Annotated in this window: 25 protein-coding genes, 5 tRNA genes and 1 pseudogene; 11 read left to right on the top strand and 20 right to left on the bottom strand. The window is 63.7% G+C overall.

From position 1 onward, the window contains the following. The first annotated feature begins 120 nt into the window (after window positions 1–120). The 4 genes from AC1IN8_RS01415 (at window position 121) to AC1IN8_RS01400 (ending at window position 5,675) form a co-directional block, all read left to right on the top strand. Window positions 121–2,157, top strand: a complete 2,037-nt coding sequence (locus AC1IN8_RS01415; RefSeq protein WP_479757771.1) for a glycoside hydrolase family 3 protein — start codon at window positions 121–123, stop codon at window positions 2,155–2,157. 375 nt (window positions 2,158–2,532) lie between these two features. Beyond that, window positions 2,533–3,582, top strand: coding sequence for a sensor domain-containing diguanylate cyclase (locus tag AC1IN8_RS01410; protein ID WP_479757770.1), 1,050 nt, complete (start codon window positions 2,533–2,535; stop codon window positions 3,580–3,582). Between the two features lie 178 nt (window positions 3,583–3,760). Beyond that, on the top strand, window positions 3,761–4,606 hold the full coding sequence (nfo, locus tag AC1IN8_RS01405; RefSeq protein WP_202045490.1) for a deoxyribonuclease IV: 846 nt from the start codon (window positions 3,761–3,763) through the stop codon (window positions 4,604–4,606). Window positions 4,607–4,688: 82 nt separating this feature from the next. Then, a complete protein-coding gene (locus AC1IN8_RS01400) occupies window positions 4,689–5,675 on the top strand; it encodes a Gfo/Idh/MocA family protein (protein ID WP_479757769.1) in 987 nt (328 codons plus the stop codon). Window positions 5,676–5,772: 97 nt separating this feature from the next. Here AC1IN8_RS01400 and AC1IN8_RS01395 read toward each other — a convergent pair whose 3' ends face one another. Next, window positions 5,773–6,663: a LysR substrate-binding domain-containing protein gene (locus AC1IN8_RS01395; RefSeq protein ID WP_319913651.1), complete on the bottom strand. Its 891-nt coding sequence runs from the start codon at window positions 6,661–6,663 to the stop codon at window positions 5,773–5,775. Window positions 6,664–6,766: 103 nt separating this feature from the next. Here AC1IN8_RS01395 and AC1IN8_RS01390 point away from each other — a divergent pair, with 103 nt between their 5' ends. The 4 genes from AC1IN8_RS01390 (at window position 6,767) to AC1IN8_RS01375 (ending at window position 11,145) form a co-directional block, all read left to right on the top strand. After that, complete coding sequence (locus AC1IN8_RS01390; RefSeq protein ID WP_479757768.1) at window positions 6,767–7,747, top strand: TDT family transporter; 981 nt, start codon at window positions 6,767–6,769, stop codon at window positions 7,745–7,747. A gap of 225 nt (window positions 7,748–7,972) precedes the next feature. Then, entirely contained in the window at window positions 7,973–8,962 is a 990-nt protein-coding gene (gene lpxM / locus AC1IN8_RS01385) for a lauroyl-Kdo(2)-lipid IV(A) myristoyltransferase (RefSeq protein ID WP_429159547.1), read from the top strand. A 152-nt stretch (window positions 8,963–9,114) separates the two neighbouring features. Next, a complete protein-coding gene (locus AC1IN8_RS01380; protein ID WP_247626354.1) occupies window positions 9,115–10,110 on the top strand; it encodes an LpxL/LpxP family acyltransferase in 996 nt (331 codons plus the stop codon). 174 nt (window positions 10,111–10,284) lie between these two features. Then, a complete protein-coding gene (locus AC1IN8_RS01375) occupies window positions 10,285–11,145 on the top strand; it encodes a PA4780 family RIO1-like protein kinase (protein ID WP_202045499.1) in 861 nt (286 codons plus the stop codon). A gap of 69 nt (window positions 11,146–11,214) precedes the next feature. Here AC1IN8_RS01375 and AC1IN8_RS01370 read toward each other — a convergent pair whose 3' ends face one another. The 3 genes from AC1IN8_RS01370 to AC1IN8_RS01360 all read right to left on the bottom strand — a co-directional run bounded on the left by AC1IN8_RS01370 (window position 11,215) and on the right by AC1IN8_RS01360 (window position 13,553). Further along, on the bottom strand, window positions 11,215–12,093 hold the full coding sequence (locus AC1IN8_RS01370) for a pirin family protein (RefSeq protein ID WP_479757767.1): 879 nt from the start codon (window positions 12,091–12,093) through the stop codon (window positions 11,215–11,217). A gap of 43 nt (window positions 12,094–12,136) precedes the next feature. Continuing rightward, on the bottom strand, window positions 12,137–12,787 hold the full coding sequence (locus AC1IN8_RS01365) for a hypothetical protein (protein ID WP_479757766.1): 651 nt from the start codon (window positions 12,785–12,787) through the stop codon (window positions 12,137–12,139). A gap of 271 nt (window positions 12,788–13,058) precedes the next feature. Further along, a complete protein-coding gene (locus tag AC1IN8_RS01360) occupies window positions 13,059–13,553 on the bottom strand; it encodes a prolyl-tRNA synthetase associated domain-containing protein (RefSeq protein ID WP_479757765.1) in 495 nt (164 codons plus the stop codon). 190 nt (window positions 13,554–13,743) lie between these two features. Here AC1IN8_RS01360 and AC1IN8_RS01355 point away from each other — a divergent pair, with 190 nt between their 5' ends. Then, window positions 13,744–16,173 (top strand): DNA polymerase II, encoded by a 2,430-nt coding sequence (locus AC1IN8_RS01355; protein WP_479757764.1) that lies wholly within the window; start codon window positions 13,744–13,746, stop codon window positions 16,171–16,173. Between the two features lie 103 nt (window positions 16,174–16,276). Here the strand turns inward: AC1IN8_RS01355 and AC1IN8_RS01350 are convergent. From AC1IN8_RS01350 to AC1IN8_RS01320, 7 genes are all read right to left on the bottom strand, one after another. Further along, window positions 16,277–16,353, bottom strand: a tRNA-Val gene (locus tag AC1IN8_RS01350). A 36-nt stretch (window positions 16,354–16,389) separates the two neighbouring features. Next, window positions 16,390–16,466, bottom strand: a tRNA-Val gene (locus AC1IN8_RS01345). Between the two features lie 121 nt (window positions 16,467–16,587). Next, window positions 16,588–16,664: transfer RNA gene (locus AC1IN8_RS01340), tRNA-Val, on the bottom strand. 15 nt (window positions 16,665–16,679) lie between these two features. Further along, window positions 16,680–16,756: transfer RNA gene (locus AC1IN8_RS01335), tRNA-Val, on the bottom strand. Between the two features lie 11 nt (window positions 16,757–16,767). Further along, a tRNA-Val gene (locus AC1IN8_RS01330) sits at window positions 16,768–16,844 on the bottom strand. Window positions 16,845–17,014: 170 nt separating this feature from the next. Further along, window positions 17,015–18,394, bottom strand: a complete 1,380-nt coding sequence (locus tag AC1IN8_RS01325) for an MATE family efflux transporter (protein WP_319913428.1) — start codon at window positions 18,392–18,394, stop codon at window positions 17,015–17,017. 151 nt (window positions 18,395–18,545) lie between these two features. After that, window positions 18,546–18,752, bottom strand: a complete 207-nt coding sequence (locus AC1IN8_RS01320) for a YaeP family protein (protein WP_005324956.1) — start codon at window positions 18,750–18,752, stop codon at window positions 18,546–18,548. 135 nt (window positions 18,753–18,887) lie between these two features. Here AC1IN8_RS01320 and AC1IN8_RS01315 point away from each other — a divergent pair, with 135 nt between their 5' ends. Continuing rightward, window positions 18,888–19,505 carry a riboflavin synthase subunit alpha gene (locus AC1IN8_RS01315; protein ID WP_429159566.1) on the top strand — a complete coding sequence of 206 codons (618 nt, stop codon included), beginning with the start codon at window positions 18,888–18,890 and terminating at the stop codon, window positions 19,503–19,505. Window positions 19,506–19,998: 493 nt separating this feature from the next. Here AC1IN8_RS01315 and AC1IN8_RS01310 read toward each other — a convergent pair whose 3' ends face one another. From AC1IN8_RS01310 to AC1IN8_RS01290, 5 genes and pseudogenes are all read right to left on the bottom strand, one after another. Next, a complete protein-coding gene (locus AC1IN8_RS01310; protein ID WP_005301298.1) occupies window positions 19,999–20,202 on the bottom strand; it encodes a CPXCG motif-containing cysteine-rich protein in 204 nt (67 codons plus the stop codon). Between the two features lie 138 nt (window positions 20,203–20,340). Further along, window positions 20,341–20,439 (bottom strand): annotated as a pseudogene (locus AC1IN8_RS01305) (hexitol phosphatase HxpB); the annotation flags it as partial. Between the two features lie 31 nt (window positions 20,440–20,470). Continuing rightward, entirely contained in the window at window positions 20,471–21,130 is a 660-nt protein-coding gene (gene hxpB / locus AC1IN8_RS01300; RefSeq protein WP_479757763.1) for a hexitol phosphatase HxpB, read from the bottom strand. A 128-nt stretch (window positions 21,131–21,258) separates the two neighbouring features. Then, entirely contained in the window at window positions 21,259–22,437 is a 1,179-nt protein-coding gene (gene purT, locus AC1IN8_RS01295; RefSeq protein WP_479757762.1) for a formate-dependent phosphoribosylglycinamide formyltransferase, read from the bottom strand. Between the two features lie 73 nt (window positions 22,438–22,510). Further along, window positions 22,511–23,401: a DMT family transporter gene (locus AC1IN8_RS01290; protein ID WP_139438374.1), complete on the bottom strand. Its 891-nt coding sequence runs from the start codon at window positions 23,399–23,401 to the stop codon at window positions 22,511–22,513. 226 nt (window positions 23,402–23,627) lie between these two features. Here AC1IN8_RS01290 and AC1IN8_RS01285 point away from each other — a divergent pair, with 226 nt between their 5' ends. Next, window positions 23,628–24,215 carry an FMN-dependent NADH-azoreductase gene (locus AC1IN8_RS01285; protein WP_202045513.1) on the top strand — a complete coding sequence of 196 codons (588 nt, stop codon included), beginning with the start codon at window positions 23,628–23,630 and terminating at the stop codon, window positions 24,213–24,215. Window positions 24,216–24,305: 90 nt separating this feature from the next. On the opposite strand, the gene AC1IN8_RS01280 is transcribed toward AC1IN8_RS01285, so the two are convergent. From AC1IN8_RS01280 to AC1IN8_RS01265, 4 genes are all read right to left on the bottom strand, one after another. Beyond that, window positions 24,306–24,482: a hypothetical protein gene (locus AC1IN8_RS01280; protein WP_479757761.1), complete on the bottom strand. Its 177-nt coding sequence runs from the start codon at window positions 24,480–24,482 to the stop codon at window positions 24,306–24,308. Between the two features lie 161 nt (window positions 24,483–24,643). Further along, a complete protein-coding gene (locus AC1IN8_RS01275) occupies window positions 24,644–24,832 on the bottom strand; it encodes a DUF4250 domain-containing protein (protein WP_139438371.1) in 189 nt (62 codons plus the stop codon). Then, on the bottom strand, window positions 24,829–25,299 hold the full coding sequence (locus AC1IN8_RS01270) for a MarR family winged helix-turn-helix transcriptional regulator (RefSeq protein WP_005331665.1): 471 nt from the start codon (window positions 25,297–25,299) through the stop codon (window positions 24,829–24,831). Before AC1IN8_RS01270 ends, AC1IN8_RS01275 begins: the two co-directional genes overlap by 4 nt. A 150-nt stretch (window positions 25,300–25,449) precedes the next feature. Beyond that, on the bottom strand, window positions 25,450–26,682 hold the full coding sequence (locus tag AC1IN8_RS01265) for a UPF0149 family protein (protein ID WP_479757760.1): 1,233 nt from the start codon (window positions 26,680–26,682) through the stop codon (window positions 25,450–25,452). Between the last annotated feature and the right edge of the window lie 192 nt (window positions 26,683–26,874).

The following is a 26,874-nucleotide window of genomic DNA, read 5'->3' as shown; positions in this document are numbered from 1 at the left end:
CCCTTTTCACACTTTTCGAACTTGCTCCCAACCGGCAATTCCCTGCACCCGCAGGGCAAGTGAGGCGGGCCGATTTTGCATACAGTGGCCACTCCTACACACACAAGGAAGATAACAATAATGAAATACCACTCGCTCTCCCGAACCCGCGTCGCCCTCGGCATAGGGGCCCTGCTGCTGGCAGGGTGCAATGACAACGACTCCACCCCCAAGCCGGAGCAGCCCACTCTGGGCCACCGCACCGTCAGCCTGATCGAGCAGGATGGCCTGCAATTCAAGGATCTCGATGGCAGCGGCACCCTGACCCCCTATGAAGACTGGCGCCTTGGCGCCGGCGAGCGGGCCCGGGATCTGGTGGGCAGGCTCTCCCTGGCCCAGAAGGCGGGCCTGATGATGCACGGCACCCTGGTGCTGGACGCAGACGGGCGGGTCAACCTCACCGCCATGGACAAGATGCTGCGGGAAGACGGCGTCAATACCTTCATCACCCGCATGGCGGGGGATCCGGCGGCCATCGCCGACGACAACAACGGGCTGCAGGCCCTGCTGGAAGGGGTGGGGCTCGGCATCCCCATGACGGTGAGCACGGATCCCCGCAACCACTTCACCCATGATCCCAACGCCACCAGCATAGGCGCCGGGGCCTTCTCCCAGTGGCCCGAGACCCTGGGGCTCGCCGCCATCGGCGATGCCGCCCTGGTGCAGCGCTTTGGCGACATCGCCCGCCAGGAGTACAGGGCCGTCGGTATTCACGAGGCCCTCTCTCCCCAGGCGGATCTCGCGACCGAGCCGCGCTGGGGCCGCATCAACGGCACCTTCGGTGAAGACAACCTGCTCGCCAAATCCCTGGTCAAGGCCTACATAGAGGGCTTCCAGCAGGGGAGCGACGGCATAGGCAAGGAGAGCGTGGTCACCGTGGTCAAGCACTTCGCCGGGGCCGGTCCCCAGAAAAACGGCCTGGATGCCCACAACCCCTGGGGCAAGGAGCAGGTCTACCCGGGCGGCCAGTTCGCCTATCACCTGGTGCCCTTCGAGGGGGCCTTTGAGGCCAGGGTGGGGGCCGTGATGCCCTATTACGCCCTGCCCGAGGGGCTGACCTATGAAGGCCAGGCCATCGAGGAGGTGGGCTTTGGCTTCAACCGCCAGATCCTCACCGACTTGCTGCGGGGCCACTTCAAGTTCGACGGCGTGGTGCTGAGCGACTGGGGCATAGTCAACGACTGCGACAGCCGCTGCGAGCAGGGGCTGACCCAGGATGAGGTGACGGCGGGGGTCAGCCCCTGGACAGTGCCCTTTGGCATGTCCTGGGGGGTGGAGAAGCTCACCAAGGCCGAGCGCTACGCCAAGGCCATCGACGCCGGGGTGGATCAGTTCGGCGGCGTGGAAGATCCCGCCCCCTTGCTGGCGGCGGTGCAGAGCGGCCTGGTGACCGAGGCGGCCATCACCACCTCGGCCGAGCGGATCCTGGAGCAGAAGTTCGCCCTGGGGCTGTTCGAGAACCCCTATGTGGATACCCAGGCTGCGGTGGCCCTGGTGGGCAAGGCCGAGTTCCAGCAAGAGGCCCAGGCCGCCCAGGCGGCGTCCCACGTGCTGCTGAAGAACGAGGGATCCCTGCTGCCGCTCAAGGCGGACGGCAAGCGGGTCTACCTGCATAACGTCAACGCCGAGGTGGCCGCGGCCAACGGCTACACCGTAGTGACCGAGCTGGCCCAGGCCGATCTCGCCATCGTGCGGGTCAATGCCCCGGGTGAGCAGGATCCCCGCTTCCCGTTTGGCAGCATCCACTTCGGTCAGCTCGGCTTTGCCAGTGCCGATCAGGTGGTGCAGGAGACGGCCCACGAGGGGGTCTACCGCGGGGCGGACGAGTACGCCGCCATCCAGGCCATCGCGCAGGCCGGGGTGCCCATGGTGCTCTCCGTCTATCTGGACAGGCCCGCCATCCTGACCGAGGTGGCACCGGCGGCCCAGGTGCTGCTCGCCAACTTCGGAGCCCTGGATCAGGCGCTGTTCGATGTCATCAGCGGCAAGGCCAAGGCCAGCGGCAAGCTGCCCTTCGAGCTGCCCTCCAGCTGGCAGGCGGTGCAAGACCAGCATCCGGACGTGGCGAAGGACTCCGCGAACCCGCTCTACCCCTATGGCGCCGGCCTGGCCTATTGAGGGCGAGCCCTGCATCCATCATCAAGGCGCCTGCGGGCGCCTTTTCCATGGCGAGGACTCGGCGACGGCCTGCTCACCATGAGGCCGCGGCCATCAAGGAAGAAGTGAAAGCGTCGCCCAGGCGCGCCTTGTCCTCGCCCCTTTGCAATGGGCACACGATAACCATTGCATCGACCTCTAGTGTTGACGTTGTCTTTATTGGGTCGTTATTTATCCGAAAAATGATGTCCCACAGAACAAGCGTTCCAGTTCCCACATGGTTGTTATACTCTTGAGCAAGAAAATATGGATACATAGAAAATGGTTATCTGGACTCTTGGCTGCTGCGGATCAGAGCAAGGCCAGGCTCTCATAATAAAATAGTGCGAGGTTGCCATGCACAATCAAAATAATGAAAGAAGTTTTGATCCAAACTTTTTATCCAATATTGGCCCTGGGCAGAAGATCACCATTCCCGTCTCCTTTATTCAGGATCTGACCCAGGCGGCCTCGCTTCAAGATGTATTGAATGTGATGGCGAATTGGATTTTTTATCTTTTTTCTGCCGAGAGGGCCAGCATCACCATCAAGGAGAATGATGCCTCCTTGAAGCTCTATTCGGTGATGGGGAATAATGCGATTCCCATGGAGTCTCTGGTTCCCATTCATGGCTCCATGGTGGGTCGGGTCTTTTCGACCAGCATGCTGACGATCTGTGACGACTTGAGCCAGTCCCCCGATCTTGACTGCAAGATCTTGTCCCGGCACGGCATGGGGTGTTGCATGGATGCGCCCATGATGCAGGGCTCAGTCTGTATCGGGACCCTGAATGTTGCACACCACCAGAGAGCCTATTACACCGCCGAACATGCCATTTTGTTGCAATGCCTGGCCAACTGGCTTGCCCTCAATATACAGCTGCACCTGCAGGTGACGGAAATGGAGCTGCAGGCATCAACAGACTATCTGACGGAAACCGCCAATAGAAGGGCATTCATGAACGAGGGTGAACGCAGATTAATAATGTCGAGATTGGCTGATACGCCAATTTTTGTCGGCATATTGGATCTGGATCACTTTAAAAATCTGAACGATAAATATGGGCATGATGCGGGTGATTATGTGCTGAAGGCGATTGCCAAGCTGGTAAAAAGAAGAATCAGGGCAGACGATATATTCGCGAGAATAGGTGGGGAGGAGTTCGCAATAATTGTGAGCGATTGTCATCCTGATAATGATTCATCCATATTCGACAATATTCGCGCGCTCATCGAGCAGCAGATCATAGAGTACGAAGGGGAAATAATAAGGCTGACCGCCAGCATCGGGTTCTCGGCGTCCTCAGGTCAGGATACGGAGCTCAGTTCAATACTCAAGCGGGCAGACGCTGCCCTCTATGCCGCGAAGCGAAACGGCCGCAACCGGGTTGAATGCAACCATGGGTAGCACCCTTGGCTGCCGATGGGGAGCAAGAGCAGGGATGAGCCTGCGGGCGCCTTTTCCATTGCCGCCATCGACAATCCCGGTTTGGCGCAAGGGGCGGGCTTGGGCATAATGGCGCCCCATCAAGGGTTGCCGCGCCTCGCAAGGCGGGCGCACCCAGCAAGCGCGCAGAGGAGATGAGATGAAATTTATCGGAGCCCACGTCAGTGCGGCCGGCGGGGTGGAGAACACCATAGCCCGTGCCCAGGCTATCGGGGCCAACGCCTTCGCCCTGTTCACCAAGAACCAGCGCCAGTGGCAGGCGGCGCCCCTGTCGGATGCCAGCATCCGCGCCTTCAAGGCGGCCTGCGACAAGGGGGGCTTTCGCCCCGAGCAGATCCTGCCCCACGACAGCTACCTCATCAACCTGGGCCATCCCGACCCCGACGCCCTGGCCAAGTCCCGGGATGCCTTCCTGGACGAGATCAGGCGCTGCGAGCAGCTCGGGCTCTGCTACCTGAACTTCCACCCCGGCAGCCACCTCAAGCAGATCCCCGAGGCGGCGAGCCTCAAACTCGTGAGCGAGTCCATCAACTGGGCGCTGGAGCGAAGCGAAGGGGTCACGGCGGTTATCGAGAACACCGCCGGCCAAGGCACCAACCTCGGCTGGTCGTTCGAGCACCTGGCCACCCTGATCGACGGGGTGGAGGACAAGCGCCGGGTCGGGGTCTGTTTCGACACCTGTCACGCCTTCGCCGCCGGTTACGATCTGCGCACCCCCGAGGGGTGCGCGGCGGTGTTCGCCGACTTTGACCGCATCGTCGGCTTCGAGTACCTCAAGGGGATGCATATCAACGGTGCCAAGTGTACCTTCGGTAGCCGGGTCGATCGTCACCACAGCCTGAGGGAGGGGAACCTCGGCGAGGCGGTGTTCCACCACATCATGAACGATCACCGTTTCGACGGTATTCCGCTGATCCTCGAGACCATAGACGAGACGATCTGGGGCGACGAGATAAGCTGGCTGCGCAGTCTGGCCAGGACCTGATCCGCCGGGCAGCCTGAACAGAGGCCGGTGCCGCGCCTTCCCTCGCCATAAGGGGGGAAGGGCATTCATACGAGGAGACGAGATGCAATCACAGGGAAGCGCGCCACTGCTGCGCTGGGGGATAGCCGGGGCGGGAGCCATCGCCAGGCGTTTTTGCCGCGACGTCAATCAGTACGCCAGGGGCGGGCGCGTGGTGGCGATCGCCGCCCGGGATCAGGGGCGGGCCGACGAGTTCGCCGGTGAGCTGGGGCTGGGGCTGGCCTTTGGCAGCTATCAGGCCCTGGCCGAGAGCCCCGAGGTGGACGCCGTCTATGTGGCGGTGATCCACCCAGAGCACGCCGCCCTGATCAGGCAGATGCTGCTGGCGGGCAAGCACGTGCTGGTGGAGAAACCGGCGGTGACCCGGGTGGCGGATTGGGACGCCCTGGTGGCGCTCGCCCATGAGCGCGGCCTGCTGCTGCTCGAAGCCATGAAGGTGATGTGCTTCCCCGCCATGCGGGCCCTGTTGCAGCGACTGCCCCTGCTGCCCGCGCCCCGCAGCCTGCGCGCGGCGTTCGGCTCGGCCCCGCCCCGGGTCGGCAAGCTGTTCGATCCTGCCCTCGACGGCGGCGCCGCCTGGGATGTGGGGGTCTATCCGCTGTGGCTCTATGCCGCCCTCTGCGAGCGGCTGGGGCTCGCGACCCTGGCCCCCGAGGTGGCGCTGGACCGGGCGCCGGGGGAGGTGGATCTCGCGGCCCGCTTCCGCTTCGGCGGCCCCTTCTCGGCCGAGCTTGGCGCCTCCATCATCGAGGATCTCGATCGGGACGCCTGGCTCTCGGGGGAGGCGTGGACCCTGGTCATCGAGGGCAAGTGGTGGAACCCCCAGCACATTCGCTGGCAGGGGGATACGCCCCCTGCGGCCTGGCCGGCGGACATCTACCTGCCGGTGCAGGGGGGCGGCATGCAGCACGAGGCGGATCACTTCGCCGATTGCCTGCGTCACCGGCTGCTGGACTCCCCCTGGGTGCCCCATGCCCTGACGCGGCGGGTGCTGGGCTGGGTGGAGGCGGGGCTGCACCTGGGGAGCTGATGGCGCCGCACGCCATCCTGCAAGAGCTCCTTGTCACATCTTCCTTAAACAACAGAGGGCGCCACGGCGCCCTCTGTTGCTTGACCCTGAGCGCCCTTCAGGGGGCGGGCAGGGTTTGGGCGCGGCAGAAGGCGAGGAAACGGCGCAGGGCCGCGGAGTGGAACTTCTGCTTGTGCCAGACGAGGGAGAGCTGGCGGGGGAAGCTCTGGCTCGGGGTGAGCGCCACCAGGCGACCGCTGTGCAGCCGATCGGAGACCGCGAGGCGGGAGATAAAGGAGATGCCGAGCCCCTTCTCCACCGCCAGCATCACCGCCTCCAGGGTGTTGAGCTCGAGCCCCGCCTGCCAGCGGGGCAGATGGGGCTGGATCTGCTGCTCGAACTGCTCGCGGCTCCCTGACTGGGGCTCGCGCAGCACCCAGGTCTCATCGGCGAGCAGACGAAGGGGCAGCTCCAGCTGCCCCGCCAGGGGGTGGTGGGGAGGGGCGACGATCAGCATCTCGTCTTCGAGCCAGGGCTCGCTCACCAGATCCGGGTGATGGTTCTCCCCCTCGATGAGGGCCAGATCCAGCTCGAAGTGGGCGAGGGCGTGGCACAGCAGGTGGGTGTTGGCGATGGTCACCCTGGGGGCGGCTCCCAGCGCCTGGGCGCCCCCCGCCAGCAGGGCGGGCAACAGGTAGTTGCCTATGGTCTGGCTGGCCCCCAGCCGCAGCTGGCCGCTCGGCTCGGCGTCCGGGCCAAACAGCTGCTCTATCTCCTGCATCCGGGTCAGCAGCTCCTCGGCGGCCGGTTGCAGCAGGCGCCCCTCGCTGTTGAGCTGGAGTCTCGGATGCACCCGATCGAACAGCGGGGTGGCGAGCTGGCGCTCCAGCTCCTGCAACGACTGGGAGACGGCCCCCTTGCTGAGGCAGAGCTCGCTGGCCGCGCCCCCCAGGTTGCCGTGGCGGGCTATGGTGGCGAACACCTTGAGTTGTTGCAGGGTCAGCTTCATGTCGTTTGATTTTCCTAAACGCTTAGTTCAATTCATTTAGATATCGTAAACGATAGACCCTCTTTATCCTATACACATCGTCATCAACAAGAGGGTACCACTCATGATCGCACGCACCCGTCGCTCCCTTGCCGCCGCCCCGACCCCCATGGCCGGGCTGGCTCTCGGGATCGCCAGCCTCGGCTGGTGTTGGGAAAATGCCGGTCAGTTCGATGGCCGCCTGCAACTGCTGGGGGCCGCCATCGCCGCCGTGCTGCTCCTCGTTCTCACCTTCAAGTTCCTGCTGCACCCGCGTCTGCTGTGGCAGGATCTCGCCCACCCCGTGGTGGGCAGCGTGGTGCCCACCTATGCCATGGGGACCATGGTGGTCTCCAAGGCGGTGGGGCTGCTGGCCCCGGCCCTGGGGCAGGGGCTCTGGCTGTTTGCGGTGGCCATTCACCTGGTGTTCCTCGCCACCTTCGTCTGGCACAGGGCCAAGGCGTTTGAGATTCACCACATGGTGCCGAGCTGGTTCGTGCCGCCGGTGGGGATCATAGTGGCCGACGTCGCCTACCCGGGCGGCCCCTTCGCGGCCCTGGCCAATGGCCTGCTCTGGTTCGGCATGGCCTGCTACGGCCTGATGCTGCCGCTGATGCTCTATCGCCTCATCTTCAGCCACGAGGTGCCGGATGCCGCCAAGCCCACCATCGCCATCCTGGCGGCGCCCGCCAGCCTGTCGCTGGCCGGCTACCTCACCGTGAGCCAGGATCCCTCCCTGCTGCTGGTGGCCGTGCTGCTGGGGATAGCCGTGCTGATGACAGGTATCATCTACCTGGCCTTCATCAAGCTGCTGCGCCTGCCGTTCTCGCCGGGTTATGCCGCCTTCACCTTTCCCTTGGTGATCGGCGCCACCGCCCTGTTCAAGGTGGGTCAGCTGCTGTCGCAGTGGCCAGAGGCGGCCCACTATGCGGCGCAGATCAATCAGCTGGCCTATCTGGAACTCGGTGCGGCGACCCTGATCGTCGGCTATGTGGCGCTGCGCTACGTGATGTTCTTCCTGCCGCTGGGCCAGATCGGCATGCGGGAGCAGCCCCTGCGCCGCTAAGATCGCAACCCGTCTCGACCAAGAGCAGACCCCGCCTGGCGGGGTCTGCTGCATCCGGGATCGGCACAAGGGGTGAGCAGCGGGCACAACCCGGGTGTCAGGGGGCGCTGTCAATCCGTGAAAAGGCTCAAATTGTCACTGATTCAGGTGACATTAAGTTAGCTTTAACTGGTAATACCTGTCAGGATTGCCGCAATTGCCCACTTCTACCTTTTGATAGTACCCATGTCCTCCCAAGATCCCGTGTTTGACTCCGCGTTCCAGACCCGTTTGCTGCACCCGCGTTACTGGGTTAGCTGGCTTGCCCTCGCCGTGCTCGGCGTGCTCGCCTATGTGCCGCCCCGTTGGCGCGACAAGCTGGCGGACGCCCTGGCTCCCCTGGTGCTCAAGATCTCGAAAAAGCAGGTCTATATCGCCAGAACCAACCTCGCCATCTGCTTCAAGGCGCTGAGCGAGGCAGAGCGGGACGCCATACTGATGACCTCGATCCGGGTCGGCCTCAAGAGCCTGCTGGGGTTTGGCGAGTTCACGGTGCGCAGCCCCGAGTACCTGATGAAGCGCATCCAGGTGAGCGGATGGGAGCACATCGAGGCCGAGCAAGCCGCCGGCCGCCCGGTGATCCTGGTGGTGCCCCACAGCTGGCCCATCGATGCGGCGGGCTACTACTTCTCCCAGCGGGGCCTGCCCATGTGCACCATGATGAAGAGCGCCCGCAACCCTGTGTTCGACTGGCACATCAACCGCGAGCGGGCCAAGAATGGCTGCCGCGTCTATGAGCGCAGCGCCGGTATCAAGCCGGTGATCAAGGCGGTGAAATCCGGCCTGAGCTTCTTCTACCTGCCGGATCAGGATCATGGTCGCGAGGCGAGCCTGTTCGTGCCCTTCTTCAAGCATCCCAAGGCGACCCTGCCGGCCCTGCCACGGCTGGTCAAGCTGACCGGTGCCCGCGCCGTGCCTGTGCTGGCCTGCTATGACGAGGCGGCGCACTGCTACCGGCTGGAGATAGAGGCCCCCTTCGCCGACTACCCGAGCGATGATCTGGTGGCCGACACCTGCCGCATGAACGATTGCGTGGAGCGGCAGCTGACCCGTCACCCGGGCCAGTACATGTGGTTCCTCAAGATCTTCGATACCCGCGAGGATCAGGAGGGGGAAGACGGCCTCTACGAAGAGGGAATACGTCGCATCCGCAAGGGACTCAGCCCTCATTCCTGAACCGCAGCTTGATGCGCATTCATAAGTGGTCCCATGTGGGCCACTTTTTATTTCTAACTAGTCGGATCAGTGACTTGGAAACCCCGCTTGGGGGATACCGGGTAGAAAAAATTGTCAGGATCACTAAAATGACGGTCTGTTTTGATGATTCGATGGCGACCATGTCCGCACAAGATCCGGTGTTTGACACCTCCTTTCATCTGCGTCTGCTGCACCCCCGTCTGTGGGGCAGCTGGCTGGCGCTTGCCCTGCTCTCCCTGCTGGCCTGGATCCCGGCCAGCTACAGAGACAAGCTGGCCGATGCCCTGGCCCCCCTGTTGCTGCGCTTCTCCAGGAAGCAGGCCTACATCGCCGAGACCAACCTCAAGATCTGCTTCCCCGCCCTTGACGCGGCCGGGCGCGAGCGGCTGTTGCTCAAGTCCATCCGGGTCGGCCTCAAGACCTTCATGGGCTTTGGCGAGCTCACCTGGCGCAGTCCTGCCTTCCTGAAAGGGCGCATCAAGGTGCGTGGCTGGGAGCATATCGAAGCCGAGCTGGCCGCCGGGCGCCCCATGATCTTCGTGGTGCCCCACACCTGGGCGGTGGACATGATAGGCCGCTACCTGACCGATGAGGGGGTGCCCCTGTGCACCATGATGAAGAGCCCCAAGGATGCGGTGTTCGACTGGTACATCAACCGCGAGCGCAGCAAGGGCGGGCGTGTCTATGAGCGCAGCGTCGGCATCAAACCGGCCATCAAGGCCCTGCGCAGCGGCGACAGCTTCTTCTATCTGCCGGATCAGGATCACGGCCGGGAGGCGAGCATCTTCGTGCCCTTCTTCGGCCACCCCAAGGCGACCCTGCCGGCCCTGCCCAAGCTGGTCAAGCTGACCGGCGCCCGGGCGGTGCCCATCCTGGCCTGCTATGACGAGGATCTGGGCTGCTACCGGCTCGAGGTGGAGCCGCCGTTCGACCCTTATCCCACCGCGGATCTGGAGGCGGACGTCAACGCCATGAACCGCACCGTGGAGCAGCAGCTCGGCCGCTTCCCCGAGCAGTACATGTGGTTTCTCAAGATTTTCGAGACCCAGGCGGATAACGAAGGGGAGGATGGCCTCTACGAGGAGGGGATCCGGCGCATCCGCCAGGGGCTGCCCCCCGAGCCTTGATAGACAGGACCTGCTTGCGGGCCGTTTTGAGGGCCAGGGAGAGGCGGCTGGCGCGGGGCACACCAGGCCACCCCCGGCAAGGGGCCGGTGGGGGAGCAAAGCGGGGCCCTGTCTGGCCTCTCGCCACGCGCAAACAAGGTGCAAACAAGGTGCAAATAAGGTAAAAGGGCGGTCATGAAAATTCCAAATCGAATCCAACCTCTGGTTGATGACGGCCTGGTCGACGATGTCATCAGCCGGCTGATGAGCGGCAAAGAAGCCGACGTCTATGTGGTGCGCTGCGGCGACGAGATCCGCTGCGCCAAAGTTTATAAAGAAGCCTCCAAACGCAGCTTCAAGCAGGCCGTGGTCTATCAGGAAGGGCGCAAGGTGCGGGGCAGTCGCGATGCCCGCGCCATGGAGAAGGGCTCCAAGTACGGTCGCAAGCAGCACGAAGAGGTGTGGCAGAACACCGAGGTGGATGCCCTGTTCAAGCTGGCTGCCGCCGGCGTGCGGGTGCCCACCCCCTATGTCTGCCTGGACGGCGTGCTCCTGATGGAGCTCATCACCGACGCCGACGGCAACGTGGCGCCCCGCCTCAACGACGTGGCGCTCTCGCCCGAGCAGGCCCTCATCGATCACGGCAAGGTGATCCGCTACGTGGTGCGCATGCTCTGCGCCGGCCTCATCCACGGTGATCTCTCCGAGTTCAACGTGCTGGTGGACGAGCAGGGCCCCGTCATCATCGACCTGCCCCAGGTGGTGAATGCCGCCGCCAACAACCAGGCCAGGGCCATGCTGGAGCGGGACGTCAACAACATGCGCAACTACTACGGCATCTATGCCCCCGAGCTGCTCAAGACCCGTTATGCCAGGGAGATGTGGGCCCTGTTCGAAGATGGCAAGCTCGGCCCGGAAACCGAGCTGACCGGCCTGTTCGAGGAGAGTGCCGAGGCCATCGATCTGGACGGGGTGCTGCACGAGATCGAGAGTGCCCAGGAAGAGGCCATGGCCCGTCGCGCCAGGCTGAAGGCCGAGCAGGAAGAGGAGTTCTGACGAGAGCCCGGATCCCGTCCATGAAAAAGAGCGCCCAGGCGCTCTTTTTCATTGGGGTGGCGGGCTGGTCTAGCGTCCCGTCAGGGGCGGGGCCTTGAGGCGGGGGCCGGGGTAGCCCTTGACCTCGCCGAAGCGGGGATGACCGCTCTCCCAATCCAGGGCGGCGGTGAGAATGGCCTCTGGGCTGAAGCTCACGAAGTTCCACCAGATCTGCAGCGGCTCGGCCAGGGGCTCGCCGCCGATGAGCAGCAGGCGGGTGCCAGGGCTTAGTGTCACCCTCAGCTCCCGGGTGCCCGGCGGCAGATAGAGGAGCTGCTCGGGGGCGAGCGCTTCCCCTGCTATGGTCGCCTCTCCCTGCAAGGGGAAGAGCCCGTGCTCGAAGGCCGGGTCCAGCGGCAGCACCATGTGCCCGCCTTGGGTCGAGTGCAAGTCCAGCCCGAGGATAGGAGAAAAGTGCAGGGTGGGGGCCCGGCGCCCGGCATGCTCGCCGATGAGCAGGGTCAGGGTGGTCTCGCCCTCCTGCCAGCGCGGCAGTTCAGGGTAGTGATCAAAGCGGGGCCGGGTGTCCTGATCTGCCTCTGGCAGCGCTATCCAGAGCTGGGCGGCGTGCAAGTCGGGGTGGCCGGCCAGGGACTCCTCGGTGTGGGCTATGCCCCGTCCAGCCGTCATCAGGTTGACCTGGCCCGGGCGGATCACCTGCTCGCTGCCGAGGCTGTCCCGGTGGAGGATTTCCCCTTCCAGCATCCAGGTGAAGGTCTGCAGGGCGATATGGGGATGGGGCCCCACGTCCAGCCCGGGGGCGCCGGGGGCGAAGCGGGTCGGCCCTATGTGATCGAGAAAGCACCAGGGCCCTATGGTGCGCCGCTCCTTGACCGGGAGGGCGCGGGCCACCGGGATCCCGCCCACGTCGGTGAGGCGGGAGGAAATGCGTTGCCACTGTTGCGTCATGTCGTGCTCCTTGCAATGGGTTGATGGCGTACGGGCTTTCGCCCTAACGGCGGCGGATCGCCGGGAAGCTTCTCATGGGGGGGAAGCCGGGTCTTATCGCCGGTCTGACGGTGGGGGGACGCACCGGCGTGGTCATGGTGCGGGGGAGGTGGGGTCTGGCATCCACCCTGGGCTGAGTAGAGGGGGTCAGCAGGCCGCTGTCTGCCTTGGGCAGCGCCCCGGGGGCCAGCAAGCCGTTCTCGGCCCTGGGGAGAGTGCCGCCTCTGTCATCCAGCACCGAGCGCGGGCCCTGGTCCGGGTTGCTGATGCTGGGTCGGTTCTGCCGGTTGTCACGCAGCGCCTGTTGTTGCTCCGGCGTCATGGCATTCCAGCGGGTCGCCAGATCCCCTCGCAGGGCGGCCACGTCTGGCTGGCCAGGGTTCTCCTGCCAATCCTGATACTTCTCCTTGATCTCTTGCTGGCGCTCAGGATCGAGCCCGCTCCACCACTTCTTGATCAGCTCGTCGAACTCCCCCTGGTTGTCGCAGCACCAGGGGTAGTAGTCATCCCAATAGCCGTAATAGTCGTCATACCACCAGTAAGAGGCGCCATAGACGCCACCAGTGCCGGCCCCCGCATCGCCGCCTGACGAGGAGGTGTTGCTGCAGCCTGCAAGGCCCAGGGCCAGCAGGGGAATGAGGAGGGCTATGCGCATGATGCTCCCGGTGCCATGAAAGGACGCAATGGACGGATGATAACCTGACTATGTACCAATCCGGCCCCGGATGGCAGACTCGACCCCATCAGGCGCCGGGCCGCAACGGGCACGCCGTCACGACCGACATCGCGATGTGACTCTGGAGCACCCAGGGGCCGGATAGAGCGACTATCCCGCCTCGGCACACTCGATCAGATGACGGCGCCAGGTGGCATTCGAAACGGGTCGGCTCTGGTGGGGGCTGCATCCTGAGGGCGGTGCCGGCCATCTAATCGGCCGCCACGCTCGGCAATGCCATGACGCAGGCCTCTCGGCCCAGATGGGTCAGCAGACGGCGCACGTCATCGAGGCGGATGATCAGGGTGGCGGTATTGACCAGCGGGTGGCACAGCACCTGCTCGGCCTGCCAGATACGTTCGTCCACCACCAGCTCCACGGCATGTTCGCTATCGCGCACCATGGCGAGCAGGGTGACCGAACCCGGGGTGAGGCCGAGCACTGCATCGAGCCGCTCGGGGGAGCCAAAGCTCAGCCGCTTGACCCCGAGCCGTGCCGCCAGCGCCTTGAGATCGACCCGGCTCTCCTCCGGGCTCACCACCAGAAACAGCCGCTCGCTTTTCGGATCGCGCAAAAAGAGGTTCTTGGTCTTGGCGGCGGGCAGGTCGGGCAGCAGCCTGCTCGCCTCCTCACAGGTAAACACGGGGGGATGATCGATACGCTGGTAGGGGATGGCGAGCCGATCCAGCAGGGAATAGATTGCCACAGTGACTCCTTTCGTTTTTCGTCGGCGAAGCGCGGTAATAAAGAAGCGCGGTAATAAAAGGGTTGATGGGAATGACGACGGGATCGAGCTTACCAGTTTGACTCCCGCCCCGCAGCCTGGCGTGACGATTGCGAGCAGGCACTGTATGAACGTACAATAGTCCCATCCCAAGGCCGACCCCCTATTCTTCATGACTGCGACCCAGCCCCCCGTTCCCGCCACTTCGCCCCTCGACGGCTTTATCCTGACCCGCCACGGTCGGGACGTGCAGGGCCGCAACGGGCACGCCGCCACGACCGAAATCGTGATGTGGCTCTGGAGCGCCCAGGGGCCGGTGCGGCTGGTGGTGCCGGGGCAGGAGCCGGTCTTCTTCCTGCCACAGAGCCACATGGCCGAAGCCGCCGAGTTGTTCAAGGGCGCCGGGGTGAGGGGGCGGTTTCGCCGCCTGCCCATGCACACCTTCGATGGCCGCCCTGTGGTGGGCTGCTATTTTGCCACCCTGAGCGCCTTTCACCGGGCCATCGAGCTGCTGCTCATCCGTGGACTGGAGCACTTCGAGGCGGATATCCGGCTGCCGGAGCGCTTCCTGATGGAGCGCTTCATCACCGCCGGCGTGCGCTTCGATGGTCGGGCGGTGAAGAAGGGGGGCAGGCAGGGCTACTGGGAGGTGAACGAGGTGCGCTGCGCGCCGCAATCGGTGACGCCGACCCTCTCCTGGGTATCCCTCGACGTGGAGTGCGCCATGGACGGGGCGCTGTTCTCGGTCGGTCTTTACAGCGAGCAGGATGCGCGGGTCATCATGATAGGCACCCCGGAGGCGGATGCCGACAGCTGGGGTACCCGGGTCGAGTGGGTAGCGGACGAGAACGCCCTGCTCGGCGCGCTGGAGATCTGGTTCCAACGGCACGACCCGGATCTGGTGATCGGCTGGAACGTGGTGAACTTCGACTTTCGCCTGCTGCTGCGCCGCGCCGAGCTGGGCAAGCGCCGCCTGCGGCTGGGGCGCGGGCGCGAGCTCTGCTTCTGGCGCTCGTCGCGGGGGGATCCCCAGACCGGCAACGTCATCATCCCCGGGCGCATGGTGCTCGATGGCATAGATACCCTCAAGAGCGCCACCTGGCAGTTTGCCAGTTACAGCCTGGATGCGGTGGCGAGCGAGTTGCTCGGGCGCGGCAAGGACATCGAGGACGTGGCGAACCGGGGGGAGAAGATCACCGAGCTGTTCCACTCCGACAAGGAGGCGCTCGCCCGCTACAACCTGGAAGATTGCAAGCTGGTGTGGGAGATCTTCGACTACTGCCACCTCATCCCCTTCGCCATAGAGCGTGCCTCCCTCACCGGGCTGGAACTCGACAGGGTGGGGGGATCTGTGGCCGCCTTTACCAACCTCTACCTGCCGCGGCTGCATCGCGGCGGCTACGTGGCCCCCAATCTGCCTGCCGATGGCGGGCTGGCGAGCCCGGGTGGCTATGTGATGGACTCCAAGCCCGGCCTCTATCGCCACGTGCTGGTGCTCGACTTCAAGAGCCTGTATCCCAGCATCATCCGCACCTTCTGCATCGATCCCATGGGACTGGTGGAGGGGTTGCAGCACCCGGATCAGGCCATTCCCGGCTTTCGCGGCGCCCTCTTCTCCCGCAGCCGGCACTTCCTGCCGGATCTCATCGCCACCCTGTGGGCGGCGCGGGATAGAGCCAAGGCGGCCAGCAACAAGGCGCTCTCCCAGGCCATCAAGATCATCATGAACTCCTTCTACGGCGTGCTGGGCTCGGGGGGCTGCCGCTTCTACGATCCCAGGCTGGCGTCATCCATCACCCTGCGCGGTCACAGCATCATGCAGCAGACCCGGGAGTGGATAGAGGCCAAGGGGTTCGAGGTGATCTATGGCGACACCGACTCCACCTTCGTTCACCTGAACAGGGAGACCAGCCCGCAGCAGGCCGAACAGACAGGCCGCGAGCTGGCCACCATGATCAACGACAACTGGACGGCACTGATCAGGCGCGAGTTCGATCTGCCCTGTTATCTCGAGATCGAATACGAGACCCACTACCGCCGCTTCCTGATGCCCACCATCCGCGGGCTGGAGAAGGGGAGCAAGAAGCGTTATGCCGGCCTGGTCGGCGGCGAGGGGCAGGAGGGGAGTGAGCAGCTGGTGTTCAAGGGGCTCGAATCTGTGCGCACCGACTGGACCATGCTGGCCAAGCAGTTTCAGACCCGCCTATATGAGCTGGTGTTTCACGATGAAGATCCCAGCGGCTATCTGCGCACCATGGTGGACGAGACCCGGGCCGGCTTGCACGACGATCTGCTCATCTACCGCAAGCGGCTGCGCCAAAAACTCGAGGAGTACCAGAAGAACGTGCCCCCCCATGTGCGGGCGGCGCGCCTGGCGGACGAGGAGAACCTGCGCCGCGGCTTGCCCCTGCGCTATCAGCACAGGGGCACCATCGCTTATCTGATGACCCTGAACGGCCCAGAGCCGCTGGAGTACAGGCGCAGCGCCATCGACTACGAGCACTATATCGACAAGCAGCTCAGACCCATTGCCGACGCCATCCTCCCCTTCATCGGCGAGTCGTTCGATCGGATCTGCGGCCAGCAGCTGGATCTCTTCTAGCGAGCCAGCCCCCGCAGCCGGGGCTGATCCGGGTCAGGATGACCGGGAGGGGAGGCAACGTCAGAATGCAAAAAGCCCGCTCTATGAGCGGGCTTTTCCGATTTGGTGCGTCCTAGTGGATTCGAACCACCGACCCCCACCATGTCAAGGTGATGCTCTAACCAGCTGAGCTAAGGACGCAGGGTGCGCAATGCGGCTTTTTTATTTGCAGCGAAGTGGTGGGTTTAATTGGATTCGAACCAACGACCCCTACCATGTCAAGGTAGTGCTCTAACCAACTGAGCTATAAACCCACATCTGTGTTCAACTGGATTCGAACCAACGACATCACCTACGCCATGTCAAAGTACTGTTCTAACCAACTGAGCTATAAACCCACATCAAATTCACATCTGCAATTTATTCAAACTGTTATGGTGCGTCCTAGTGGATTCGAACCACCGACCCCCACCATGTCAAGGTGATGCTCTAACCAGCTGAGCTAAGGACGCATAACAGTGTCGTGATGGTGCGTCCTAGTGGATTCGAACCACCGACCCCCACCATGTCAAGGTGGTGCTCTAACCAGCTGAGCTAAGGACGCATCGCGAAAAGTGGTGGGTTTAATTGGATTCGAACCAACGACCCCTACCATGTCAAGGTAGTGCTCTAACCAACTGAGCTATAAACCCGCTTTTCATCACCCAAGCGAACACGACGTCGCTTGCGTGGTCGGCATACTACCCATGCCCCCAAAGGCTGTCAACAAGGGACATGCACAAAGGAGACTGTTTGCCCAGTTCTTGCGCAGCCTGTTGATTTTGCAGGCGAGCCGCGCCATTGAGCGGCGTCGTGGCGCCCTTTATTGGGCCCGGGAAAGTGCGGTGCAGGCCTCCGGGCTCGCGAAGCGGCCATAGATGAGACGCAGCCGTGCCCCCAGCATCAGGGCGGCGCCGGTCAACCCGACGATGAAGCCGACCCAGAAGCCCTGGGGCCCCATGCGCGGCACCACCCAGTCGGTCAGTCCCAGGATCATGCCGGTGGGCAGCCCCATGCCCCAGTAGGCGACTATGGTGATGTAGAAGATCGCCTGGGTGTCCTTGTAGCCGCGCAGGGCGGCGGCGGCCACCACCTGCACCGAGTCGGAGATCTGGTAGATGGCGGCGAAGAACAACAAGGTAGCCGCGAGGGTGATCACCTGGAGATCATCGGTGTAGATCCCCGCGATGGGCTCGCGCAGCAGCACGGTGAGGGCGGCGGTGGCGGCGGCCACTGCCATGCCCAGCATCAGACCGGTGCGGGCGGCGACCCGGGCCTGATCCGGCTGACCTTCCCCTATGCTGTGGCCGACTCTGATGGTCACGCCGACGCCAATGGAGAGGGGCAGCATAAACACCAGGCTGGAGAAGTTGAGCGCTATCTGGTGGCTCGCCACCGTCTCGGCGCCGAAGGGGGCCAGCATCAGGGCCACCACGGTGAACAGGGTCACCTCGCAGAAGATGGCCATGGCGATGGGGAAGCCCAGGCGGAACAGCCGCCAGATCCGGCTGCCGTTGGGGCGCGCCAGCTGGGCGAACAGGTTGATCTTCTTGAAGTGGGGGGAGAGTTTCACGTAGGCGATCATCGCCAGCAGCATGGCCCACAGCACGATGGCGGTGGCCACGCCGCAGCCGACCCCGCCGAGTTTTGGCATGCCGAAGTGGCCGTGGATGAAGATGTAGTTCGCGGGGATGTTGACCGCCAGCCCCACGAAGCCGATCACCATGGTGGGCATGGTGTGGGAGAGTCCCTCGCTGAAGTTGCGCAGCACCTGGAACAGCACGAAGGCGGGCAGGCCCCACAGGATGGCGTGCAGGTAACCGGCGGTCTTCTCCGCCATCACGGGATCCACATCCATGAACTGCAGCGCCAGCGGGCTGAAGTAGAGTGCCAGCATGGCGATGGGGGTCACCATCAGCGCCAGCCAGAAGCCCTGGTGCACGGCCGGGCGGATCTCGTCCCGTTTGCGGGCCCCATTGAGCTGGGAAACGATGGGGGTGAGCGCCATGATGATACCCTGCACCAGCAAGATGATCGGCAACCAGAAGCTGGAGGCCACCGACACGGCGGCGAGATCCACGGCGCTGACCTGACCCGCCATCACGGTGTCGACGAAGTTCATGGCGATCTGGGCCACCTGGGCCACCAGTATGGGGCTGGCTAGACGAACGAGCTGCTTCGCCTCGGTCCAATAACGTTGCACTGACACCTCCGAGTGGATCAGATAAAAGAGAAAAAAACGGGTAAATGAGAGGGGCTTTTATCTCCTGCCGGGAGGAGACAAAACGCGGGGGTGTCATTCTAGCCTGAAAATCCGCCAACGGGGAAGGTTGGCGGTGCATTTCTACCCTGGATCAGGCGTCCTCGTGATCGCTGATCAGCAGGTTGGCGGCGGCGTAGGCGGCCTGCTCGCGCAGATCCGCGGGCACCCTGTCGTCGCTCGCCACGGCGTTGAGCGCCCGTATGCTGGCGGCGATGGCCTGGGGCACATAGCCCTGCTCGCCGGAGCCTATCTGGTTGTAGGCGATGCGAATGGCTTCACAGCATTGATATACCTGCATTTTTGTTTCCTTGTTAAGCCTGGATTGAATGGGGTCACTATAACGATCGGGGCCCGCCTTGTCAGCCGGCACCCTTGTCTTGCACTGTGGCCGGGGGTAACCTGCCGACAATTTATTACAGCGTGGAGACGAGACATGTTCACCGGCATAGTACAGGGAACCGCCGAACTGGTGGCCATCGAAGAGCTGCCCAACTTTCGCACCCATGTGATCCGCATGCCGAGCCCGGCCTGGGGCGAGGGGCTGGCGCTCGGCGCCTCCGTGGCCCACAACGGTTGCTGCCTGACGGTCACCCGCATCGAGGGGGAGCTGGTCAGCTTCGATCTGATGCAGGAGACCCTGCGCCTGACCAACCTCGGTGCGCTTGCGGTCGGGGACAAGGTCAACGTGGAGCGGGCCGCCCGCTTTGGCGACGAGATCGGCGGTCACGCCATGTCCGGCCACATCATGGGCACGGCCGAGGTGATCTCTGTCATCGACACCCCCAACAATCGCCAGGTGTGGTACCGCCTCGCCCCCGGGCTCATGAAATACGTGCTGACCAAGGGCTACATCGGCATCGACGGCATCAGCCTGACCATAGGCGAGGTGCGCGGCAGCGAGTTTTGCGTCAACCTCATTCCCGAGACCCTGGCCCGCACCAATCTGGGCTGGGTCAAGGCGGGCTGGCACACCAACATCGAGATCGATCCCCAGACCCAGGCCATCGTCGACACCGTGGAGCGGGTGCTGGCGGCGCGCCAGCCGGCCTGAGCCATCCAGGCCCGTCATCTCAAGCCGGGCCCACAGCAGTGGGCCCTGTTTTCTCCCGTGAATACAAGGCGGGGCTTAGGGCAAGAGCCCATGCCGTCATGGGCTCTTGCCCCGCATCTTCCTGCGGCTGAGCCAAAAAGAAGCCCGTCGAGATGACGGGCTCAACGGCATGCGAGGATAAACGCCTTCCCCAGTGTGGCAGCCAACTCCTTGGCCTGCCGTGGCTGACGGAGCCTGAGCGTCAGAGGTTCGCCGAAGGATGAAACCGGGCCTACACTTCCTGTGTCTGGCGCATCCATGAGCCGACAACCATCACATAAGCGACAAGGCCCCTTGGCGAACTTCAGGATGATTTGAGGTTCTCCGAGGGGCTTTTCTTTATGGGGGAATGGGGCGCGCAGTTAAGGGACTCAGGCACTGGGAAGAGGCAAGCAGGGAGGGGCGGCATGGCGTCGCTCCAGTCCCCCTCGCTTGCCTGGTCAGCGAAAGGCAATCAAAACATCTGCTCGTCGTCCGCATCCACAAACAGCTGCAGACAGTCGCGTGCTTCGTCCCTGTGCAGGCGCAGGTGGATGGGGTTGCAGCAGGCCATGCAGTCCTCGTAGAACTCCTGATCCCCCTGGCTGGCATCCAGCTCGACCCGGGTGTGGTGGCCGCAGTGGGGGCAGACGATGCGCTTGCTGGTGTACTCGATCATGGTGACCTCCTCGGGCCCTTGGGCCGCCTCTGTTCCCTGATTCTAGTCGGCAAGAGGCGGCGCAACCGCGAGCGGGCGCACGTTTATGACAGGGATCGGGGGATGCGCCGAGCCCCGGCGACCCCTGGCCCTGTGGAATCAAGCCACCCAGCGGGCCAGCATGTTTGCATCCAGCTCGGCGAGCGAGGATAGCTGGTGATCGGCGATGGCGAGACGTGGGTCACCGACCAGGGCCGGGCGCATGGAACGATAAGCGCCCCTTGGTAGACTACTTGACCCAGCGGGCCAGCATGTCGGCATCCAGCTCGGCGAGTGAACGCAGCTGATGATCGGCGATGGCGAGACGGGGATCGCCGACCAGGGCCGGGTCCGGCACTATCAGCGCCTGCATGGACGCCGCCTTGGCCGCCAGCAGGCCGGTGAAGCTGTCCTCGATGGCCAGACAGTGCACAGGTTCGACGCCTAGCTTCTCGGCGGCGTGGATATAGACATCCGGGTGGGGCTTGCCAAAGCGCTCCACCTCGGCAGAGTGAACCGCCATGAAGCGATCCTGGATGCCGAGCTTGTCGAGCACCGCCTCCACCATGGTGAAGGGGGAAGAGGTGGCGAGCCCGATCTTGAGCCCTTGCGCCTCGATGAGGTCGAGGGCTTCCAGCACGCCGGCCTTGGGCTGACCCTCCTGCAGGATGAGCGCTATCACCTGATCCAGGATGCGCTGCACCACCTCTTCCTGGGTTGGGCCGCTCCAGGGACGCAGGCGATACCAGTGGGCCACCAGCTGATCGATGCGCACCCCTATGGTGGAGTTGCAGTCTTCCTCGGTGTGGAAGTGGCCCAGCTCGGAGAAGACGGCCATCTGGGCCCGTTGCCAGAAGGGTTCCGAGTCGATCAGAACACCATCCATATCGAAGATCACGGCAGTTAACATCTTGTACTCCTGACATAGGTGAAAGGGGGATTATAAGCCCGGCGCTTCAATGGAAAAGGGGCAGTCGCCTGCCCCTTGCGCCGGATCACGCAGATAAACGTTTGTTTTGACGTGACAAAGAGAGCGCTCTAGAAGAGCACCTCGACCCGGGCGGCGACTGCCTTGGCCTTCTCCACCGCCTCTTCGCACCCTTGCCCACGGGTCAGCGCCACCCCGAGACGGCGGCGACCGGCGATCTCCGGCTTGCCAAAGAGCCGCAGCTGGGCGCCCGGCACCAGGGCCAGCGCCTCGCCAATCCCCTGATAGCGGATGTTCTGGCTGTGGCCTTCCCGCAGCACCACGGCGGAGGCGCTCGGCCCGAACTGGGTGATGGTGCCGACCGGCAGCCCCAGGATGGCGCGCACGTGCAGGGCGAACTCGGAGAGATCCTGGGAGATCAGGGTCACCATGCCGGTGTCATGGGGGCGGGGAGAGACCTCGCTGAACCACACCTCGTCACCCCTGATGAAGAGCTCGACCCCGAACAGGCCATGGCCACCCAGGGCCTCGACCACCTTGGCCGCCACCTCTCTGGCGCGGGCCAGGGCCAGCTCGCTCATGGCCTGGGGCTGCCAGGATTCGCGGTAGTCACCCTCTTCCTGACGATGGCCTATGGGATCGCAGAAGTGGATGCCGTCCACGGCGCGCACCGTGAGCAGCGTTATCTCGTACTCGAAGGGGACGAAGCCTTCGACGATCACCTTGCCACGGCCGGCGCGGCCCCCCTCCTGGGCATAGGTCCAGCTCTCGTCCAGCCTGGCAAGATCGCGCAACAGGCTCTGGCCCTTGCCGGAGGAGCTCATCACCGGTTTCACCACGCAGGGCAGGCCGATGGCCTCGACGGCGGCGACAAACTCCTCCTTGCTCTGGGCGAAGCGGTAGGAGGAGGTGGGGAGGCCCAGCTCTTCGGCGGCGAGGCGGCGGATCCCCTCCCGGTTCATGGTGAGCTGGGTGGCGCGGGCGTTGGGCACGACCCTGACCCCTTCCTGCTCAAGCTCTGCCAGGGTATCGGTGGCGATGGCTTCGATCTCGGGGATGATGAGGTCGGGCTTGACCTCGGCCACCAGGGCGCGCAGGGCGGCCCCGTCGAGCATGTCCAGCACGTGGGCTTTGTGGGCGACCTGCATGGCGGGGGCATTGGCGTAGCGGTCGGCGGCGATCACTTCGATGCCAAGGCGTTGCAGCTCGATGGCGACTTCCTTGCCGAGTTCGCCTGAGCCGAGCAGCAGGGCACGGGTGGCAGCGGGGCGGGTGGCGGTTCCAAACATCTGATCTCTCCTGATGTCCATGGTCAGGGTTGCTGACCCGAGTGAGTAAAAAAAGAGGCACGCATGGCGTACCTCAGGAAACGGATTTGTGGGCGCGCTGCTCCAGATGGGTCAGCAGCGTGATGGCGCCTATGATGATGGCGGCGCCGAGCCACAATCGGCCGGGAGGCGCCCAGCCAAACACCAGCCAGCCCGCGAGCACGTTCATGGGCAGCTTGGCAAAATCGAAAGGTTGCACGAAGGAGGCCTCGGCCACGCTGTAGGCGCGGGCGATGGACATCTGGGCCAGGGCCGACAGCACCCCGGAGGCCGCCACCAGCAGCCACTGGGTCTCGCTTGGCCACTGCCATTCCGGCAGGGCCAGCATGGCGTTGAAGGGGGTGCTGAAGATGAGCAGGTAGACCACTATGGTGTGGGACGACTCGCTCGCCGCCTGATAGCGCACCAGCAGGGAGTAACCGGCCCAGAACAGGGCGGCCGCCACCGGCAGCAGGGAGGCCCAACTGAAGTCATCGGTCCAGGGGGCCAGGATCAGCATGGCCCCGACAAAGCCCGCCAGGGTGGCCAGGATGCGCGCCCGGCTCACCTGCTCCTTGAGCAGCAAGGCGGAGCCGAGGGTGGCGAATAGGGGAGAAGTCATCAGCAGCGCTATGCCCTGCCAGATAGGCACCGGCACCGCCAGCGCCCAGAGCCAGAACTGGATGCCGATGACCGCCAGGGCGACCCGCAGCAGGTGCAGCCGCAGCTGGTTGGTCATCAGGGATTGGCGCAGGCCGTGGCGGATAAGCCAGGGCAGCAGGCAGATCAGGGCTACCAGGTACTGGTGAAAGGCGACCTGGGTCGAGGGGAGGCCGAGCTTGAAGCTGACGAACTGGCTCAGGCTGTTGACGGCGGCAAAGCAGAGGCCTGCCACCATCATCCAGACTGCACCGGCAAAGGGGGAGTGCCTGCGGGAGGGTGCCATGGGATCCGGGTCACTTAAAAAAAGTGCGGCGGATCATAACGGCAATCGTTTGTTCTGCCAAGGCCGGGGTGCTTGGTGAGTACCTCGCTGGCGACTAAGTGCGCAAGCATCAAAATATTTGAATAACTTGAGCATCTATTTTCGCTATCCGCCTTGAACCTCAATCTTTATAGTGACCTCCATCGACAGCACAGCTGTTCAACCGACAACCAAATGGAGTTTCACCATGGCCAATATCCTCGTTCTCAAGTCCAGCATCCTGGGCCAGTATTCCCAATCCAACGCCCTGATCGACGGCTACCTGGCCGAGCGCCAGGGTGACAGCGTCACTGTGCGTGATCTGGCAACCCTGAACCTGCCGGTGCTCGACGGCGAGCTGGCCATGGGCCTGCGCGGCGGTGAAAACCTCAACGAGCGTCAGCTGGCCGTGCTGGCCCAGTCCGACGAGCTGGTGGCCGAGCTCAAGGGGAGCGATCTGGTGATCATCGCAGCCCCCATGTACAACTTCAACATCCCGACCCAGCTGAAGAACTGGATCGATCTGGTGGCCCGTGCCGGCGTCACCTTCCGCTACACCGAGACCGGCCCGGTCGGCCTGGTGGAGAACACTCGCGCCCTGGTGGTCAGCCCCCGCGGCGGCCTGCACCTGGGTAACCCCACCGATCTGGTGACCCCCTACATGCGCACCGTGCTGGGCTTCATCGGCATCAACGAGGTGGACTTCATCTACGCCGAGGGCATGGGCATGGGTCCCGAGGCGCAGGCCAAGGGCATAGAGCAGGCCAAGGAGCAGCTGGAAACCCTGGCATACTGATGCCGTGACGCCTGCCTGCTCAGGCAGCGCCAGAAACAACAACGCAGCCATCGGGCTGCGTTGTTGTTTTCAGATGGCGGGCACCACTCTTCAATCCCAGATGAAGCGGCGACAGCCGCTGCCGACCAGCAGGCAGACTACCACCAGGGATCCCAGCAGCAGGCTGCTGAGCCACTGCTCGGTACTCTGGGGCAGATGGGGGGAGAAGAGGCAGATCGTGAAGAGGGCGCTGATGATGATCAGGCTGGTCTGTCGGGTCAGGATCATGGTGTCGTCCTTGGCTGATGGTGAGCAAATTAAGGCTAACCGCCCTCTGTGACAGCCTGATGTATCCATACCTCAGGCTCATGGTCCAGCGCGGTTGCCTCTCACCTTAGCAGTTTTTGCCGCCACGGCCAGCGCCACGAGACAGCTTGTGATCCGGATCCCTATCTGAACTGCTTTTGATCAGGCTGGTAGTGGAAATCGCCGCCGGCCAGCCGCGCGATCAGGGCCTCCTTGTCGAGATCCTGCGCCCGGCAGAGATCGTCCAGATCAGCGTAATGATCACGCAGCTGCATGTTGACCAGGCTCAGCAGCATGTTGACGTCCATGGTGGCAAAGCGGGTGAGTGTCATGATTGTTGCTCGCTGTCCAGCAGGTGGAGTTGTTCGATGGCGTCGCTCACGCTTTGCAGGTGCAGCCGTATGCTCTGGCGCGCCTCGGCGGGCAGATAGTCGGTGAGGGTGTGCTGCCAGCTGCCCGCTTCGGTCTTGAGCTGCTGGAACAGGGTGAGCCCCGCCGGGGTGAAGGAGACCAGGCTGATGCGCTTGTCCTGTGCGCTGCTCTCGGTGAACAGGATGCCCTTCTCCACCAGACGGTGGATCTCGCGGGAGATCCGCACCTTGTCCATCCCGCTTGCCTCCACCAACTCTTTCTGGCTGATGGGGTAGTGGGGGCCAAGCACCATCATCAGGCGCCATTGAGGCACCGTCAGCTGGTACCGCTGCTGGTAAAACTGTTCAAAGGTATCGCGCACCATTTCAGCGGCATGGACCAGCTGATAGGGGGGATAGTGCGCGAGCAGCTCTATGATCTTCGACATATGACATCCTGCTGTGGCGGCTGCATCGGGTGCAGTTTCTCTTGATACTTTGACCTTGATGATACGTAACACAAGGGCATTTGTCTGAACGGGCACCAGAAAAATGTGCGTTTGCGCACGTGTTGCGTCACTGATCCGGCAGCCTGGGTCTCAACTGGCCTTGTTGTTTACACTTTTACGCAGCCAGATCAAGGCATTATGAGCAAGCCAGGCCTCGCGACTCTGGAGCGCATAGAGCGCGGCCTCATCGCGACTTCCCCCCTGCCAGTGGCGGGGCTCCTGCTTGGGCAGCCTGCGCTGACCCAGCAGGGTGGCGGGCACATGGGGGTTGGCGTCAAGGGCGGCGGCCAGATGGGGCTGCGCTGCCTGCTCGCCTTGGGTGGCAAACACCATCAGCGCCTTGTTGTAGCGCAGCCAGCAGGAGGCTTCATTGAAGCGCACCAGCAGGCCCTGCAGGGCGGCCCAATCCCCTTGCCAGGCATAGAGGCTGGAGAGGGGATGACGACAGCCGGGCTCGTCGGCCTGACAAAGCTCGAGCAAGGCCAGGTATGCGTGGCGCGCCTGCTCCTGTTGCCCCAGTCGCAGCAGGCAATCGGCCCGGCCCGCCTGGGCCGCGATCAGCGGACGGGCCTCGGGAGCGTGCCAGCCGCGGCCTGCGTGTTGCTGCCAGAAGGCCTCGTCGAACAGGGCGCTGGTATCGGCAATGATGCGGTCAAACCAGGAGAGGCGGGCGAGGGGATCGCGGCACTGCGCCGCCTGCTCGAACCACTGCTGCCACTGGCGGGTCTGTTCGTTGTCGAGAAGCGGTTCTTCTTCATGCTCCGCCCCACCCTGATCCAGGGTCAGCAGGAGGTTGAGGGCCGTCTTCATCTGCTGGCGCTGCCGCTTGCAAAAATCGAGGAAGGGCAGCTCGCTGGCCGCGGCCTGGTGCAGCATCTGGGCCATGGGTCTGTCACGGAACAGGCAGAGCTCGGCCACCAGGCTGAAGCGGTAGCGGGTGGCGGGATCGTTCAGATCCGTCGGCGTGGGCCAGCGGGCCACCCCCTGACTGAAGCCGTAGCTCCATTGGCCGAGGGGGTGGCTCTGCTCGAAGACCTGCTCCGGGGTCTCGCTAGAGAGGCGGCACTGGCTCGGCAGGGCCAGCTGGGCGTCGTCGGCCTGGGCCTCCAGCTCGGCGATCAGGTGATGCAGCGCCTCGGTACTCTTCTCGTCCAGGGCTGTGTCATGGGGCAGCAGACCGGCCAGCGGATCTTGCCAGTCAGGAGCGGTCGGCCCCGTCAGGCGGGCGCAGAGGAAGCCGTGCAGGGCCGGGTAACTCATGTCCTGCTGGCTGTGGCTCTGGATCCATTGATTGAGTTGACGGGTACGAGTGGCTGGGTTCATCGACGCTTCCTCTGGATTGGACGGCCGCGAAGTCTACCTAAAAGTGGGGTTATTTGCAGCCAAGAGGCGACCGAGTGCTGCTATTATCGCCAGTACGGAGACGCCCGGAAGTGAAAATCCTGCGCGGGAACGGGCAAGGGACTAGGTCCTGTCACGGCTCTGGGGTAACATGCGCGCCTGCATGAAAAACCT

Source organism: Aeromonas sp. 130281 (assembly GCF_056642115.1).
Note: the sequence above shows the minus strand (reverse complement) of the source record. Positions and strands in the feature narration are given on the sequence as shown.